Consider the following 15498-nt stretch of genomic DNA (forward strand, 5'->3'; position numbering starts at 1 on the left):
GATTATGGAAACAGGTTTGCTTCACTTACATAGTTTTTTGCGTTGGGTAATACTTCTTTTATTATTGATTGCCATCTTCCGGAACATTGGTGCCGGTAACCGGCCATTTACCAACGGGGATAAAAAAGTAAGTTTGTTTTTAATGATTGCCGTAGACATTGAGCTGTTAATAGGATTGATACAGTGGTTCACCGGTTCATGGGGACTAAAACAGTTAACATCCCGGCCTATGGGCGAAATTATGAAGGACGCTGTAGCCCGCTTTTTTACAGTGGAACATATTACCATGATGCTGATTGCCGTGGTACTAGTACATATTGGCAAAGCTGCGGGGAAAAAAAATATTTCCGACCGGAAAAAACATCGTAAAACGGCCTTGTTTTTTGTACTGGCCCTGATTATTATGCTGGCTGCCATTCCCTGGCCTTTCAGAGAAATAGGAATGGGCAGAGGATGGTTCTGAAAAGGAAACGCTCCTGAAATAATGAATCACTGACCTGAGGTTGTCTGAAGTAGAGGCAGCCTTTTTTTATTTACACACCCGTTTGTGGAAACAGATGCCCCTATGCGATTCTCAGGAGGTGCATATACCCTTTCAGATGGCTCCGTTTTTATTTATTTTCCTGCTTTTCATCATGCAATCGTTTGCGCACTGTTTACTGTATAGCGATAGAGTTGTTCAAACGATTGCACGGATCTGTGATCGGGCCGGATAAATTTCTACATTTGGCGTTTACCCTCCAGCGGTATTATTGTATTGAAATGTTGCAATACTCCCCGCTGTACTTTTTAATAAAACAGACCTGTCATACCTAAGAACCTGTTTCCCGAAAGCGACTGTTTTGGGGGTGCAGTATTAGTAATGTTTTATAAATAACCATTATTGGCGGGCAGTGAATTGTAATTGACTAAATAAAAGTATATGCTTAAAACAAAAAAAACGAACGCTTTCTGTGGGCGGGCGATGCTTGGCTGCTTTCTGACATTGTTATCGTTCATTCCCCCGGCCGGGTTTACCAGGAATGCAATACCAATGGATTTTGCACATCAGCAGGCGCCGGTAAAAGGAAAAGTTACAGATGAAAATAAAACTCCATTGGAAGGAGTTACGGTTACTGAAAAAGGCACACAAAATAGTACGGTAACCCGTGCAGATGGTACGTTCAGCCTTACCGTAAGTTCTGATACATCTGTACTGGTTTTTTCGGCAATAGGATATCAGACCCTTGAAGTAGCGGCAGCAGCGGCTTCGGAGGTTACACTGGTAAAGCAGGCGCAAACGATAGATGAGGTAGTAGTGGTGGGCTATGGTTCTCAGAAGAAATCCGATCTTACAGGTAGTGTTGCCACCATCAGCTCCAAAAACCTTTCAGAAATCAATGCCCCGAATTTTGTTGATAAGATCCAGGGGCGTGTACCGGGTATGAATATCAATACCGGCAATGCAAAACCCGGAGAGGTGGCGTCTATGACGGTACGGGGCGAAAACTCCATTTCAGCATCCAATCAGCCACTGATTATTTTAGATGGAGTGCCCTTTAATGGTTCTTTTAATGATATCAGCACCAGCTCTATTGAAAATGTATCGGTTCTGAAAGATGCCTCCTCCACCGCCATTTACGGGTCGCGGGCTGCCAATGGCGTTATTATAGTTACTACAAAAAAAGGGCAGAACGGGAAACCGCGGGTGGCCTATAACGGCTATGTGGGCGTTCAAACAGTAGAAAGAAGATTGCATTTAATGAACGGACCGGAATATATCCAGTATATGCGCGATTATCAGGCATCCAAAGGAAAAACAGGTGATGAACTGGATCCTGAAAATTATTTATTTGCAAATGTTCTGGAACAATGGAAAAAGGGTGAGGAAGTGAACTGGCAGGATGAAGTATTTAATAAAGCGGCATTGGTACAGGAGCACCAGTTAAGTATATCCGGGGGCAGTGAAAAATCAAATTATTATGCATCAGTAGGCTATCTGAACCAGGATGGGCTGGTAAAAAATACTTCCTATGAGCGTTATAACGTAGCGCTCGGGTTGAACCAAACGCTGCTGCCCTGGCTGAAATCGGGCTTAAATGTACAGCTTTCTCAGGGAAACACGAACGGCGTTCAGCCAAGTATTGATAATGCTGTAAAGCTGAGCCCCTATGGCAAGAACAGGGATGAAAACGGGAACCGTGTGCTGTATCCCATGTACGCGCAAACGCTTTACCCCAATCCCTTTGCGGATGAAAACGGACTTGATGATAATACCCGCAGAACCGTTTTTGCGGCAGGCTTCCTGGATGCCAAATTACCTATAAATGGCCTGAGTTTTAAAACCTCCTTCGGAACCAACTACCGGCACGAGTTTACCGGTCAGTATTATGGCGCCAATACGTTTAGCGGCATGAGCATGAACGGGTACGGACAAATCGATAATTCAGATTATTTTGACTGGACCTGGGAAAACCTCCTGACCTATGACCGCAGTTTCGGAGATCATAAACTAAATGTGGTAGGGCTGTACAGTGCACAGAAAACAAACCTCAAAACCTCTTCTTTATACGGAGAGGATTTCATTATTGATAACGGGTACAATAATCTTGAATCTGCTTCAAAAAACCAGAAGATCAACTCCAATCTTACCAACACTGCGTTGATCTCCTATATGGGAAGGATCAATTATGGTTTTAAGGACCGTTATTTATTAACGCTTACCGGCAGATCAGATGGTTACAGTGCTTTTTCACCCAATAATAAATGGGCGTTTTTCCCTTCTGTTGCAGGAGCATGGGTCATATCCCGGGAAGACTTTTTTAACAGCAAGCTGTTCAACCAGCTAAAATTAAGATTGTCCTACGGTGAAAACGGAAACCAGGGTGTAACCGCCTATCAGACCTTTGATCGTTTAACAAAGATCCAGTACCTGTTCGGAGACGGTGCTCCCGCAGAAAACGGGCTGGTGATTAATTACAACGGTATCGGAAGTAAAAACCTGAAATGGGAAACAACCCGCTCATTTAACATCGGTGTTGATTTCGGCTTGCTGGAAAACCGGATCAGCGGTAGCCTCGACTTTTATAAAACACACACCTTTGACCTGTTGCTGAGCCGCCAGGTGCCGGTAATGAACGGCTATAATTCTATATGGGACAATGTGGGTAAAACACAGAACACAGGAATAGAGCTGGCGCTGAGCAGTCGTAATATTGTGCACGAGGATTTCTCCTGGAATACGGATCTGACCTTTGCCTATAATAAGAATAAAATTCTTGAATTGCGCGGCGATGGCAAAAATGATCTGACCAATGCCTGGCTGATCGGTGAGCCGATCCGGGTTTTCTATGATTACAATGTTATTGGGGTATGGCAGGAATCAGATGATATAAAAAACTCCTGGCAGCCCAATGCAAAACCGGGTGATGCAAAGCTGGAGGACGTTAATCATGATGGGAAAATAACTGCTGATGACCGCAAAGTCATCGGCTCCAAGATGCCGGCGTATACAATGGGTCTGGGCAATAGTTTTCAATATAAAAACTGGTCCCTGTCCTTATTTCTTACCGGCGCTTTTGATGTGACCAAAGAGAATAATTTTGCTAATATTGAGCGCTTTTTGCCCAATAACGGCGGCAACTTCCTGTCAGATATTCCTTACTGGACGCCCGAACGCCCCAGCACGGAATATGTATCACCGGGGTATACACCGGTCAATAATCACTCTTATTACCTTGATGCCTCTTACTTAAAAATAAAGGACGTGTCGCTGGGCTATGCTTTCCCGGTAGATAAATGGAATGTAAAAGGGATTACAGGTATAAAGGCCTTCATCAATGCCAGGAACCTGTACACGTTTACAAAAGTAAAAGGGTATAACCCGGAAGCACTTTCTGTAAGCGCAACAACGGGCAACCCCACAACAACAAATGTTCTTTCGCCCTACCCGGTGGCGCGTACTGTTTCACTGGGTGTGAATGTTCAATTTTAATAACTGATAAAAATTATTATATGAAGGGTTTTTATAAATTGCAATGGACGTTACTGGCAGCTGTAATGCTGACTTCCTGTAGCAAGCATTTTCTTGATGAAGATACCAGCGGCTTCCTGGCGCCGGATAATACATTTATAAATACAGCAGGCTTTAATGCTGGTATGACCGGTCTGTATGCTTTTGCAAGGCTGGAATTCCAGACCTGGAACAATGATATCTTTTCGCAAGGGGCAACACCCCAGGAAGCATTGCAGGCCGGAACTGATATTGTTGCTATTAAAACAACGGGTACGGATGCCACCCTGGCGCCGTTCTCCAATTACACGCTCAATCCTGCCTCCAGCTATGTAAGAAATTACTGGAAATTCTCTTATGGATTAATTGCAAATGCCAACCAGCTTCTCGCGGCGCTGGAAAATCCTGCCATTTCATGGACGGACCCGGAAAACGATCCCAAGCTGGTTAAGGGCACTGCCGCTTTTTTCCGCGCTTATGCCTACCGGTACCTTGTTACACTGTATGGAGATGTACCCTGGGTAGATAAAGTATCTGTAACACCAAGAACCGACTTTGTGCGGGATAAAAAAGAGGATGTTCTGCAAATGATGATCAATGATTACCGGACGGCATCTGGTAATCTTCCTGAAGATGCAGACGGGGTGGCTGACGGAAAGTTGACCAAATGGGCGGCCCTGCATTACCTGGCCGAAGCCTACCTGATGGCACATAAGCCTGATTCTGCCATTATTGCTGCTAATGCGGTTATTAATTCCGGGTATTTTCATTTGAATGACCAGCGTTTTGGTGCGCAGAAAAGTGCTCCCGGTGATTATTTCCATGATATGTTTATCGAAAATAACCAGAACCGCAAATCCGGCAACCAGGAGACTATCTGGGCCATGCAGCTGGATTTTAATACCCTGGGGGGCGGCGACCGTTACACAGACTGGAGCAAAAGGGCCTGGGTACCTTTTTACGCGCAGCAGGCTGGCTTTTTACTGGCGGATAGCTTAGGTGGCCGCGGACTGGGACAAATAAGACCGTATAAATGGTGGCTGGATAGCTATAAGCCGGGAGATGTTCGTAACTCCGAATACAACATCAAACGGCACTGGTATTATAATGATCCCAGCTCACCGCTTTATGGTAAAGAGCTGGTGCTTACAGACGCCATCCGGGCTTCCGGTAATGTATTTGAAACCACCACCAAATTCTTTTATGGTAAAACCTCGGTTGACCCTGCTTTTGAGGGAAATATGAAAGACCGGGTAAAAGCACGTTTGGCTGAGACCTATCTTTTATTGGCCGAGGCCTATTTGCAAAAGGGTAATACCGGAAGCGCTGCCACTGCAATTAATGTAGTGCGCGCCCGGGCAAAAGCCCCGCTTGCATCAGCCGGAGAGATCAATACAGATTACCTGCTGGATGAAAGGGCGCGTGAGCTCATTGGTGAGGAAATGCGCAGGATGACCCTGTTCCGTTTTGGCAAAGAGGTCTTTTATCAACGGGTACAAAGAAACGAACAGTCCAAAGGTGTGTATAAGGATTTTAACTGGCTATGGCCCATTCCGCAGGAAGTGATCGATGCCAATACCGGTGCGCCCTTTGCGCAGAATGAAGGGTATTAATATGAACCGCCTTTTTATACAATGTCCGCTTGTTGAAAGCGGACATTTTCTATTACCGGCCCTTCAGCTCAATAACTTCACAATCCCTGATATCCGGTCCGTCAATCGTAAAACGGATCAGCGTTCTTATCTGATGCCAGCCCTGTTTGCCGGCAGCCCCGGGGTTCATATGCAGGCATTGCAGCTGGTTATCATACATAATTTTCAGAATATGCGAATGACCGTTGATAAAGAGCTGTGGCTTTTCCCGTATCAGCAGGGGCCGCGTGTCCTTATTGTATTTAGGAGGATAACCGCCAATATGTTTCATCAGTACCTTTACATTTTCACACTGAAATACCAGGATCTCCGGGAATTCCAGGCGGATCTCCTGTCCGTCGATATTGCCATATACGCCCCGCAGCGGCTTAAAACTTTTCAATTGCTCCACAAGCTCCTTACTGCCAAAATCCCCGGCATGCCATATTTCATCGCAGTCTTTAAAACAGGCAGAGACCGCTTCATCCAGAAAGCCATGCGTATCTGATAGTAAACCGATCCGTTTCAATTTTTTTCTGAAAATAAATAAAAAAGTCCCGCAAGCTACGGGACTTTTTTAAAGAATATTCCAAATCCGATCAGAAGTTCTTGGAAATACCAATTCCTACAGAACGGCCAAAAGTGATATTAAAGTTGTTTACTTTATCCTGGCTCTGTTTGTATTTCATGGATGTATATTCAATTCCGCCAATATTAAAGTTCAGGCCAAAGCCATTTTTAACGTTGATAAAAACAGCAGGAAAGAAACCAACATTAAAACCATTTCTCTTTTCAGAATCTAAATTCTTACCATCGTATTTTACCTGAGAAGACTGGTATTGCCCCTGCAACTGACCATAAACAGAGAAAATATCACTTAAAGGCGCCGTGTAACGTACAAAAGGACCCACGCCCCATGCAGTGGTCTTCACCTTATCGTCATATTGTATGCCACTAATACCGATGACATCATCACTTTCTGCGATGCTCGAGTTTTTAGTAGTGCTGACAGAGCCCACAACACCAACGGTCCAGTTATCGTTAAACTGATAGCCAATGGTCGGCGAAAACTGGAAGTAGTTCATGTTGTCCTTGTTACCGGAGCTGTCTTTAAAAGAGCGGGAATTAAAGTCTACGTTACCACCCACTAACACTGTTCCACTTTGTGCATTGGCGCCTGCTATTACAGCAAGGGAAAAAATGCTCAATACGATTTTTTTCATTTGATAAAGTTTTAATTGCGCCAGTTTGCCCAACAAACGTGCCAAAGTATAACAGAAACTTAAAAATAAATTAATGCAGTGTTAACGAAAGACCGGAAAAAAAACTATATTTATGCTTGTAATTCATTGATTTTAAATAAAACATTTTTATGAGATTGGGTGAATTAAAACCAGGGGACTGGGTAATTGTTGATGATGACGGTGTGGCACGTGAAGGCACCGTTGTACGGGTAAGTAATGAAGAGCAGGAAGTTTGTGTTGATAACGGCGTGCAGGAAATCTGGTACAAGCCGGATCATGTTAAGGGCATTCCGCTTACAGAAGAGCAATTAATGCGCCTGGGGTTTGAAAAAATGGACAATGAGTCAGGAAAGGGTGCCAAATATGGCAAAGGCCCTTTCAGAATAGTGGTACCAGCGGCTGACAATTTTTCCCGCAGTGAAATATGGTACCGGGAAGACCGGCGGCAATATGATCGTCAGATAACCGTAAATGAGTTACAAAATATTCATTTACAGATGACTAAGGTGCCCTTAGTGCATTAATGGCGGCAGTAACGGTCATTTGGTATGCAAAACAGACAGCTTTATTCTGAAATTAAGCAGAATAAGGCTTTTTTATTATAAAGAATATACCTATCTTTGCAGCCCTAAAATTTGTATGTCAAAACAACCATTAATAAAACAGGACGGTGTAATTGTAGAAGCCTTGTCCAATGCGATGTTCAGGGTGAAACTGGATAACGGGCATGAGGTTTTGGCAACAATTTCCGGTAAAATGAGGATGCACTATATCCGCATTATGCCCGGAGATAAAGTGGGATTGGAAATGTCTCCTTATGACTTAACCCGGGGGAGAATTAACTTCCGCTACAGGAATTAATCGGCTAAAAACCTTAAAAATTTATAAGATGAGAGTAAGAGCATCCATTAAAAAGCGTAGCGCCGACTGCAAAATAGTACGTCGCAAAGGGAAGCTTTATATAATTAATAAAAAGAATCCCCGCTTTAAACAAAGACAGGGATAGTCTAAATTCTAAATTCTAAATTCTAAATTTAAAATATGGCACGTATTGCCGGTGTAGATTTACCAAAGAACAAAAGGGGCGAAATAGGCCTTACCTATATTTATGGCATTGGCCCTTCTACAGCCAAATATATTCTGGACAAGAATAATATTGACCGTAACAAAAAAGTAAACGAGTGGAATGATGAAGACCTGAATGCGATCCGCTCTACTATTACTGAAGAACTGAAGGTGGAAGGTCAGCTGAGAAGCGAGGTGCAGATGAACATAAAGCGTTTACTGGACATCGCCTGTTACCGTGGGCTGCGTCACAGAAAAGGATTGCCTGTTCGTGGTCAGCGTACAAAAACAAACAGCCGTACACGTAAAGGTAAGCGTAAGACCGTTGCGGGGAAGAAAAAAGCAGCTAAGAAATAATTAAAAGTCGCCGTAGGGACAGAAAATTTTCTGTCCCTACGGCGACGACCCGTTTTTAATTTATATGCACCGAATAATTACCGGTTTAATTGCGGATACGATGGTGCACGTGGAGGGTTGAACCGGGTTTCGCTGATCAGGCGAAATGTTTTTATAAATAAGAATACCTCAGTTTTCAATTATGGCAAAAGCACAAAACAGCGCAAAAGCCGCTGCAAAAAAAAGAATTGTGAAGGTGGACGCTTATGGCGACGCGCACATTTCTGCTACATTTAACAACATCATCATCAGTTTAACCAACAAAACCGGCCAGGTAATTTCCTGGAGCAGTGCCGGTAAAATGGGTTTCCGTGGTTCTAAAAAGAACACGCCCTATGCCGCTCAGATGGCTGCTGCCGATGCTGCCAAAGTAGCACTGGATGCCGGTTTAAAAAGGGTAGATGTTTTTGTAAAAGGGCCCGGTGCCGGCAGGGAAGGTGCGATCCGATCTCTTTCCCAGTCTGGTATTGAGGTAGTAATGATCAAAGATGTTACACCTTTGCCGCATAACGGCTGCCGTCCTCCAAAGAAGAGAAGAGTTTAACAGCATCCGGAAGTCAGAAAGCTGGAAAGTCTGCAAGTATACGCTTCAGTCTTTCGGACTTTTTGGACTTTCGGTCTTTTACATATTTTTTGAGCCGATTTGGTTTCATTTTTAAAAAGGGTACACAATTAATTTTTTCCAAAGCTTTTTACTGATTGCTGTACCGGTTTCTAAAAAAGCTTAAATGAAAGTATAATTATGGCACGTTACAATGGTCCTAAGACCAAAATCTCCCGTATTTTCGGGGAGCCTATTTTAGGTAATGGTAAATGGTTGGGTAAAAACAGTAACCCTCCCGGTATGCATGGTGAAAAGCGTAAGCGTAAAACCCTTGGTGAATATGCTTTACAGCTGCGCGAAAAACAAAAGGCAAAGTACACTTACGGTGTATTGGAAAAACAATTCCGCAAAACTTTTGAAGAAGCGAACCGCCGTAAAGGCATTACCGGTGAAAACCTTATAAAATTACTTGAAGCGCGTTTAGACAACACTGTATTCCGCATGGGCATTGCCCCCAGCCGTCCTGCTGCACGCCAGCTGGTGAGCCACAAACACATTGAGGTAAACGGCGAGGTGGTAAACATCCCTTCCTATCAGCTGAAAGCCGGTGATATCATCACCTTAAAGGAAAGCAGCAAGAACAGGTCTTCTATTACAAGCGTTATCCGTCCGAAAAATCCGAAATTCGGATGGATCGATTTCAACGAAACAGAAATGAAAGGTACTTTCATTACGTATCCCGAAAGGGAAAGTGTTCCTGAAAACATTAAGGAGCAATTGATTGTTGAATTGTACAGTAAGTAATTTTTTAAGTGATAGTACCGCTATCACTTTTATCCTTAAAATACAAACCTAAAAAATGGCAATTTTAAATTTCCACCAGCCTGATAAAATAATTCTGCAAAAGGCGTCAGATTTTGAAGCTCAGTTCGAGTTTCGCCCATTAGAGCCTGGTTACGGGGTTACTATTGGTAATGCCCTGCGCCGTGTTTTATTGAACTCTTTAGAGGGATATGCTATTGTGGGCATTAAAATAGAAGGAGTTGATCACGAATTTGCTACCATGAAAGGGATCAGCGAAGACGTGGTTGAAATTATCCTGAACCTGAAACAGGTACGCTTCAAAAAGATCGTTGATCATGAAGTGGCCAATGAAAAAATAGCAATTTCCGTAAAGAACCAGACTGAATTTACCGCTGGTATGATCGCTGAAGGAACACAGTCTTTCCAGATCATGAACCCGGATCTGCTGATCTGCACTATGGATTCTTCTTCCAAGCTGGATATTGAATTAACCATTGGCAAAGGCCGTGGTTATGTTCCTGCGGAAGATAATAAGGTAAAAGATGCACCCGTTGGCTATATTGCCATCGACTCTATCTTTACTCCTATAAAAAATGTAAAATACAGCATTGAAAATACCCGTGTGGAACAACGTACCGACTATGAGAAACTGTTGATGGAAGTTATTACAGACGGTACCATTCATCCGGAAGAAGCGGTTAAGCAGGCCAGCCGTATCTTAATTCAGCACCTGATGATCATTACTGATGAAAACATCACTTTTGATAATAAGGAAGAGAAGAAGGAAGATATGGTAGACGAACAGACCCTGCAACTGCGTAAGGTATTAAAGACTCCGCTGGAAGATCTGGATCTTTCTGTTCGGGCCTTTAATTGCTTAAAGGCCGCCAAGATCAATTCATTGAGCGAGCTGGTGCAATACGAACAGGAAGACCTGATGAAGTTCCGGAACTTTGGCCAGAAATCGCTGTCTGAAATTGAACAGGTATTGATTGAAAGGGGCCTGAGCTTTGGAATGGATCTTCAGAAGCTGGGTATTGATAAAGATGATTATTAAATAATTTAAAGATTTGAAAATTTGAGAATGTGCTAATGGATTAGTGTTACTGCTACTGCTCCAATTAAAATATTTCCAAATTTTCCAATCCCCAAATTTTCCAATTTGTGTATAGTAGGTTACATTTCCTTGACACGGTGTAGCCGAATTTTTTAACCGGTTTGACTTTGAAATCTCAGGTCTCAAATCTCAGGTCTCAAATCTCAGATCTCAAATCCAAATGTCATGCGTCACGGAGACAAAATCAAAAACTTAAGCCGTACCAAAGCACACAGAGATGCTTTGTTACGCAATCTTTCCTGCCAGTTAATTACACACAAACGCATTGTAACTACTGTTGCAAAAGCAAAAGCGCTGAGAGTGTATATTGAACCCCTGATTACAAAAAGTAAAGAAAATACCACTCACCAGCGTCGTATCGTGTTCAGTCACTTACAGGATAAAGAAGCTATAAAAGAGCTTTTTGGTGATATTGCTGCAAAAGTAGGAGGGCGCCCCGGCGGTTATACCCGTATCATTAAACTGGGCATCCGTCCTGGTGATGCTGCTGAAAAAGCAATGATCGAGCTGGTAGACTACAACGAAATTTACGGTAAAGGTGGTGAAGAAAAAGCTGCCGGAAAACGTACCCGCCGTCGTGGTGGAAGCGGTAAGAAAAAGACTGCAGAAGAAACCACTGTAACGCCTGAAGCGGTAACAGCACCGGCTGAAGCCGCAGAGGAAGCAGCTCCAAAAGCTGAAGAGGCTCCTGCCACTGATGCAAAAGACGAAAACAAGGAAGAAGCGTAATGTTTTTTTGATAAAATGCTTAAAACCTCACCGTACCCCGGTGAGGTTTTTTTTATGGCAATTCTTTTTAGTAAAAGGGCAGGACCGGTAGCCGCTGCTAAAATGCCGTTTTATTCTGTTTAGATAATTTATAACAGGTATAAGCAGTTATTGAAATTTATATAAATAAATTATTAAATGGTTAATAACTACCCCTGCTATTGGCGAAAATCCTGTATCTTCAACGCTGATCTTTTTCCGGATATGCAATAAAGCGGGAATTTAATTCCATTGCTTTGCTCAGGAACTTAATTACTAAAATTAAACAATAATTGACATGGATGTGGTAGCGAGTCAGTCCGTTCAGCGCTTTAAGAATGATGTTGGCGTTCGATTTCAATTATACAATAGTTTATTTACTTCTTTACCCTTTCATAAAATTGAAAAGACCGGGATTTTATTATCACTGCTGTCCAATATGTGTGAAGAGGGCTATGAAAAAGGGCTGAGCCCTGTCGAAATTCTGGAAGATTTTTTTAGCCGGCACACTTCTTTTACCACGCCCAGGGAGCGGCTGGATCTATTGTTCCGGCTGGTGCAATATGTAGAGCGCCAGGTGGTTTTATTTGATGCACTGGAAGATGCCTCCTATAAAAAAATAAATGACTTTAATGGCCCCGGTACGTTAAAACAGCTGATGTCTGCAGTAGCTCAAAATAACAAGGAGGCTCAGTTGGATAAAGTGCTGGAAGATTTTTGCGTGCGGTTGGTGCTAACAGCGCATCCTACCCAGTTTTATCCGGGTTCTGTGCTGGGTATTATCAGGGACCTGAGCAATGCCCTGGTTAAAAATGATGCCAGTGAAATAAATACACTGTTACAGCAGTTGGGTAAAACGCCTTTTTTTAAAAAAAACAAACCCACGCCTTTTGACGAAGCGGTAAGTCTTATCTGGTATCTTGAAAATGTTTTTTATCCGGCAGCAGGCCGTATTCTCAGCGAGTTAAAAAACCAGTTCCCGGATGTTGCTACAGACAAGCATACACTCATAAAAATGGGCTTTTGGCCCGGTGGCGACAGGGATGGAAATCCTTTTGTTACTACTGATACCACGCTGCAGGTAGCTGCGGCGCTACGCGCGGCTATTTTGAAATGCTATTACTTTGATGTGCGCAGGCTAAAACGCCGGCTGACTTTTCATGATGTAGAAGACATTATGAGCGATCTGGAACGCCGCCTGTATGAGGAGGTATTCATTCCGGGGCATGAAGCCAAAATAACCGATAAAGAAATTATATCCATACTGGAAGGGGTAAAGAAAATCGTTAATGAGCGGGCCAACGGGTTATTTGTGTCCCGGATACAGGACCTGATCAGCAAAATTGAAATATTCGGGCTGCATTTTGCATCGCTGGATATAAGACAGGACAGCTCTATACATGAAAAAGTATTTTCACAGGTAGCAGCTTCACAGTCGGGCATATTGCCGGAGAATTACGATGACCTGGGAGAGAAGGAAAAGGTGAAATTACTGTTGAACCTTAAACCGCTTGGCGCTTCTTCCATATTCAAAGATGATGTTGTAAGAGATACGGTTGAAGTCGTAAACGCCATTTGTTCTATACAAAAGTCGAACGGGGAACAGGGCTGTAACCGATATATTATCAGCCATGCCACCAGTGTACTGAGCATTATAGAAGTAATTGGTTTGTTTAAACTGAACGGCATCAGCAGCCAGGAAATGAATGTGGATATTGTTCCGCTTTTTGAAACAATTGATGATCTGCAAAATGCGGGGGATATTATGAAAACCCTGTATTCCCTTCCGGAATATAAGGCACATCTGGGCCGCCGTGGCAAAACGCAAACCATCATGCTGGGCTTTTCTGATGGTACCAAAGATGGCGGCTACCTGATGGCCAACTGGTGCATTTACCGGGCAAAGGAAGAGCTGACGCGGATCACAAGGCAATACGGCTTTGATGTTATTTTCTTTGATGGAAGAGGGGGGCCTCCTTCCCGCGGTGGCGGAAAAACACATAAGTTCTATGCCTCTATGGGACGGAATATTTCTAACAAAGAAATTCAGCTGACCATACAGGGCCAAACCGTAAGCGCTAATTTCGGTATTATTGACTCTGCCCAGTTTAACATAGAGCAATTAATTAACGCTGGTGTGTCCAGCTCCCTTTTTTCGGATCGCTATCCGCCGTTAAACGGCAAGCAGGAGCAGTTATTGCAGGAGCTTTCTTCATACGGGTTTGATGCGTATATAAAACTGAAGAACCATCCGCAACTGGCCAATTATTTGTATGAAATAAGCCCCCTGCGTTTTTACAGCGAAACAAATATTGGCAGCCGGCCAGCCAAAAGGGGCAAACAGACTTCTATTTCACTGGGCGATTTACGTGCGATTCCGTTCTCGGGTGCGTGGAGCCAGCTGAAGCAAAATGTGCCCGGTTTCTTTGGTGTGGGCACTGCGTTAAAACAAATGGAATATATCGGGCGCTTTGATGAACTGAAGCAATTATATAACGACTCGCTGTACTTTAAAACCCTGCTGGATAATTGCGAAATGGCCATGAGCAAATCTTATTTCCCCATAACGGCTTACATCGCAAAGGATCAGCAATTTGGTGATATCTGGAAAATGATTTATGATGAATTTGTTTTAACCAAGCAATATATTTATAAACTAACGGGACATGATACATTAATGGCCTCTTATCCGGTAGATAAATTATCCATCCGCATGCGTGAGCGGATCGTGATGCCGCTGGTAACTATTCAACAATACGCCCTGGTGCAATTGCGTGAGGGTAATGACGATAAAGAAGAAAGCCTGCACGAAGTGCTTGGAAAACTGGTGATGCGCTGCTCCTTTGGAATTATTAATGCCGGAAGGAATTCAGCATAAATATAGCATTGGTTCGATAAGTAATGCCATTTAGATTCTTTTAAATTGCACCAGGTGAAGGTATGTCAGGCTGAGCCAACCATAAAGCGTTACAGTTAAGTTTATTGAAATGACAGGTAAATAAAGAGTCGTCATGCTGAGTTTTCCATTTGTAAAAACAAGATCATCCGAAAGTTCGGATGAGGCAATAACAATTATTCTTACGGGGTCCACCCTGAAGATGTCATCCCGGACTTGTTCCGGGGTCCCGATTAGCAATAAATAGATACCGAAACAATTCCGAACTATCGGAACGGCATGACAAAAAAGAAGGATTGATTTTCAAAACAATAACACATCTGGCATTGGCAGCGGAGTGTAACGCAGCCGAAACATCTCTGGATAATCGGTTGATCTTAGCAATCAGGAGACCCTTCCGCTTTCAGCGGAATACGGCCAGGGTAACAAATACTATAATACTTACCATTAACAGGCACAAATAAGAGGAAAGGTAAGTTCTTTAAATCCGAACATTCGGATGACAAGTAGCACTGTCAGGCAGAGCTTGACGAAACCTCGGACGATGGATATTAATGTCCTTCGTCAGGCTCGTCCGACCGGGTCATCCGGGCGGGCTTAGGACGACATTGATTTTCATATTTAAACCACTTGTCATTAGCAGCAGTTTGACGAAGCCTAATCAAGTGAAATTTATTATGGACTAAAGCATTAGGACTAAGTTGCCGGAGCATTAAAAATCCCTAAAAGCAGCTGGATCTATTTTTGGATAAGGTATTCTCACCACCCGGATTTCCAGGAAGAACCAAAAGAAAGGGCCCGTGCTCTTCAATATTCCCGCAGAACAACGCAAACAACCATCTATCTGCGCTTCCGTTAATGGCGGAAGTCTGCGTTGCGAAGGTTCGGAACAGCAGGACATAACACACAAGTGAAACTCATTGCAGGCTAACAAAAAAAGCGTTGTGTCTTCGGGAAACTTTTCGGCCTGATTAAAATGTCACTTCCGTATGAGAAGAAGGATCCCGCTTTCAGATGGTTCGTATACATCTCCTGTTACTCTACTTTGCTGCGTCCGGAATGG

General features: G+C 43.3%; 14 protein-coding genes. 12 read left to right on the plus strand and 2 right to left on the minus strand.

Features of this window, described 5'->3' with window-relative positions; genetic code table 11:
* The first annotated feature begins 4 nt into the window (after positions 1–4).
* The 3 genes from A8C56_RS00950 to A8C56_RS00960 all read left to right on the plus strand — a co-directional run bounded on the left by A8C56_RS00950 (position 5) and on the right by A8C56_RS00960 (position 5604).
* Positions 5–463 (plus strand): hypothetical protein, encoded by a 459-nt coding sequence (locus A8C56_RS00950; protein ID WP_067750883.1) that lies wholly within the window; start codon positions 5–7, stop codon positions 461–463.
* A gap of 459 nt (positions 464–922) precedes the next feature.
* Positions 923–3973, plus strand: coding sequence for a SusC/RagA family TonB-linked outer membrane protein (locus A8C56_RS00955; RefSeq protein WP_067750885.1), 3051 nt, complete (start codon positions 923–925; stop codon positions 3971–3973).
* Positions 3974–3993: 20 nt separating this feature from the next.
* The gene (locus A8C56_RS00960; protein ID WP_067750887.1) at positions 3994–5604 is read left to right on the plus strand and encodes a RagB/SusD family nutrient uptake outer membrane protein; all 1611 of its coding nucleotides are present in this window, start codon (positions 3994–3996) and stop codon (positions 5602–5604) included.
* A 52-nt stretch (positions 5605–5656) separates the two neighbouring features.
* On the opposite strand, the gene A8C56_RS00965 is transcribed toward A8C56_RS00960, so the two are convergent.
* Positions 5657–6151, minus strand: coding sequence for a metallophosphoesterase family protein (locus A8C56_RS00965; protein WP_067750889.1), 495 nt, complete (start codon positions 6149–6151; stop codon positions 5657–5659).
* A 70-nt stretch (positions 6152–6221) separates the two neighbouring features.
* Positions 6222–6845, minus strand: coding sequence for an outer membrane beta-barrel protein (locus A8C56_RS00970; RefSeq protein WP_067761407.1), 624 nt, complete (start codon positions 6843–6845; stop codon positions 6222–6224).
* 149 nt (positions 6846–6994) lie between these two features.
* Between A8C56_RS00970 and A8C56_RS00975 the strand changes: the two genes are divergently transcribed.
* The 9 genes from A8C56_RS00975 (at position 6995) to A8C56_RS01010 (ending at position 14417) form a co-directional block, all read left to right on the plus strand.
* Positions 6995–7390 carry a hypothetical protein gene (locus tag A8C56_RS00975; RefSeq protein WP_067750892.1) on the plus strand — a complete coding sequence of 132 codons (396 nt, stop codon included), beginning with the start codon at positions 6995–6997 and terminating at the stop codon, positions 7388–7390.
* 115 nt (positions 7391–7505) lie between these two features.
* Positions 7506–7727 (plus strand): translation initiation factor IF-1, encoded by a 222-nt coding sequence (gene infA / locus A8C56_RS00980; protein ID WP_067761410.1) that lies wholly within the window; start codon positions 7506–7508, stop codon positions 7725–7727.
* A 28-nt stretch (positions 7728–7755) separates the two neighbouring features.
* Positions 7756–7872: a type B 50S ribosomal protein L36 gene (ykgO, locus tag A8C56_RS23800; protein ID WP_071609307.1), complete on the plus strand. Its 117-nt coding sequence runs from the start codon at positions 7756–7758 to the stop codon at positions 7870–7872.
* 35 nt (positions 7873–7907) lie between these two features.
* Entirely contained in the window at positions 7908–8288 is a 381-nt protein-coding gene (gene rpsM, locus A8C56_RS00985) for a 30S ribosomal protein S13 (RefSeq protein ID WP_067750895.1), read from the plus strand.
* Positions 8289–8469: 181 nt separating this feature from the next.
* The gene (gene rpsK, locus A8C56_RS00990) at positions 8470–8871 is read left to right on the plus strand and encodes a 30S ribosomal protein S11 (RefSeq protein ID WP_067750897.1); all 402 of its coding nucleotides are present in this window, start codon (positions 8470–8472) and stop codon (positions 8869–8871) included.
* A 198-nt stretch (positions 8872–9069) separates the two neighbouring features.
* The gene (gene rpsD / locus A8C56_RS00995; protein WP_067750900.1) at positions 9070–9675 is read left to right on the plus strand and encodes a 30S ribosomal protein S4; all 606 of its coding nucleotides are present in this window, start codon (positions 9070–9072) and stop codon (positions 9673–9675) included.
* A gap of 55 nt (positions 9676–9730) precedes the next feature.
* Positions 9731–10732: a DNA-directed RNA polymerase subunit alpha gene (locus A8C56_RS01000; protein WP_067750901.1), complete on the plus strand. Its 1002-nt coding sequence runs from the start codon at positions 9731–9733 to the stop codon at positions 10730–10732.
* A 225-nt stretch (positions 10733–10957) separates the two neighbouring features.
* Positions 10958–11521: a 50S ribosomal protein L17 gene (gene rplQ / locus A8C56_RS25440; protein WP_067750904.1), complete on the plus strand. Its 564-nt coding sequence runs from the start codon at positions 10958–10960 to the stop codon at positions 11519–11521.
* 316 nt (positions 11522–11837) lie between these two features.
* Positions 11838–14417, plus strand: coding sequence for a phosphoenolpyruvate carboxylase (locus A8C56_RS01010; RefSeq protein ID WP_067750906.1), 2580 nt, complete (start codon positions 11838–11840; stop codon positions 14415–14417).
* Positions 14418–15498: the final 1081 nt, after the last annotated feature.

This window comes from Niabella ginsenosidivorans (assembly GCF_001654455.1).
In the GTDB taxonomy this organism is placed as follows: Bacteria; Bacteroidota; Bacteroidia; order Chitinophagales; family Chitinophagaceae; genus Niabella; species Niabella ginsenosidivorans.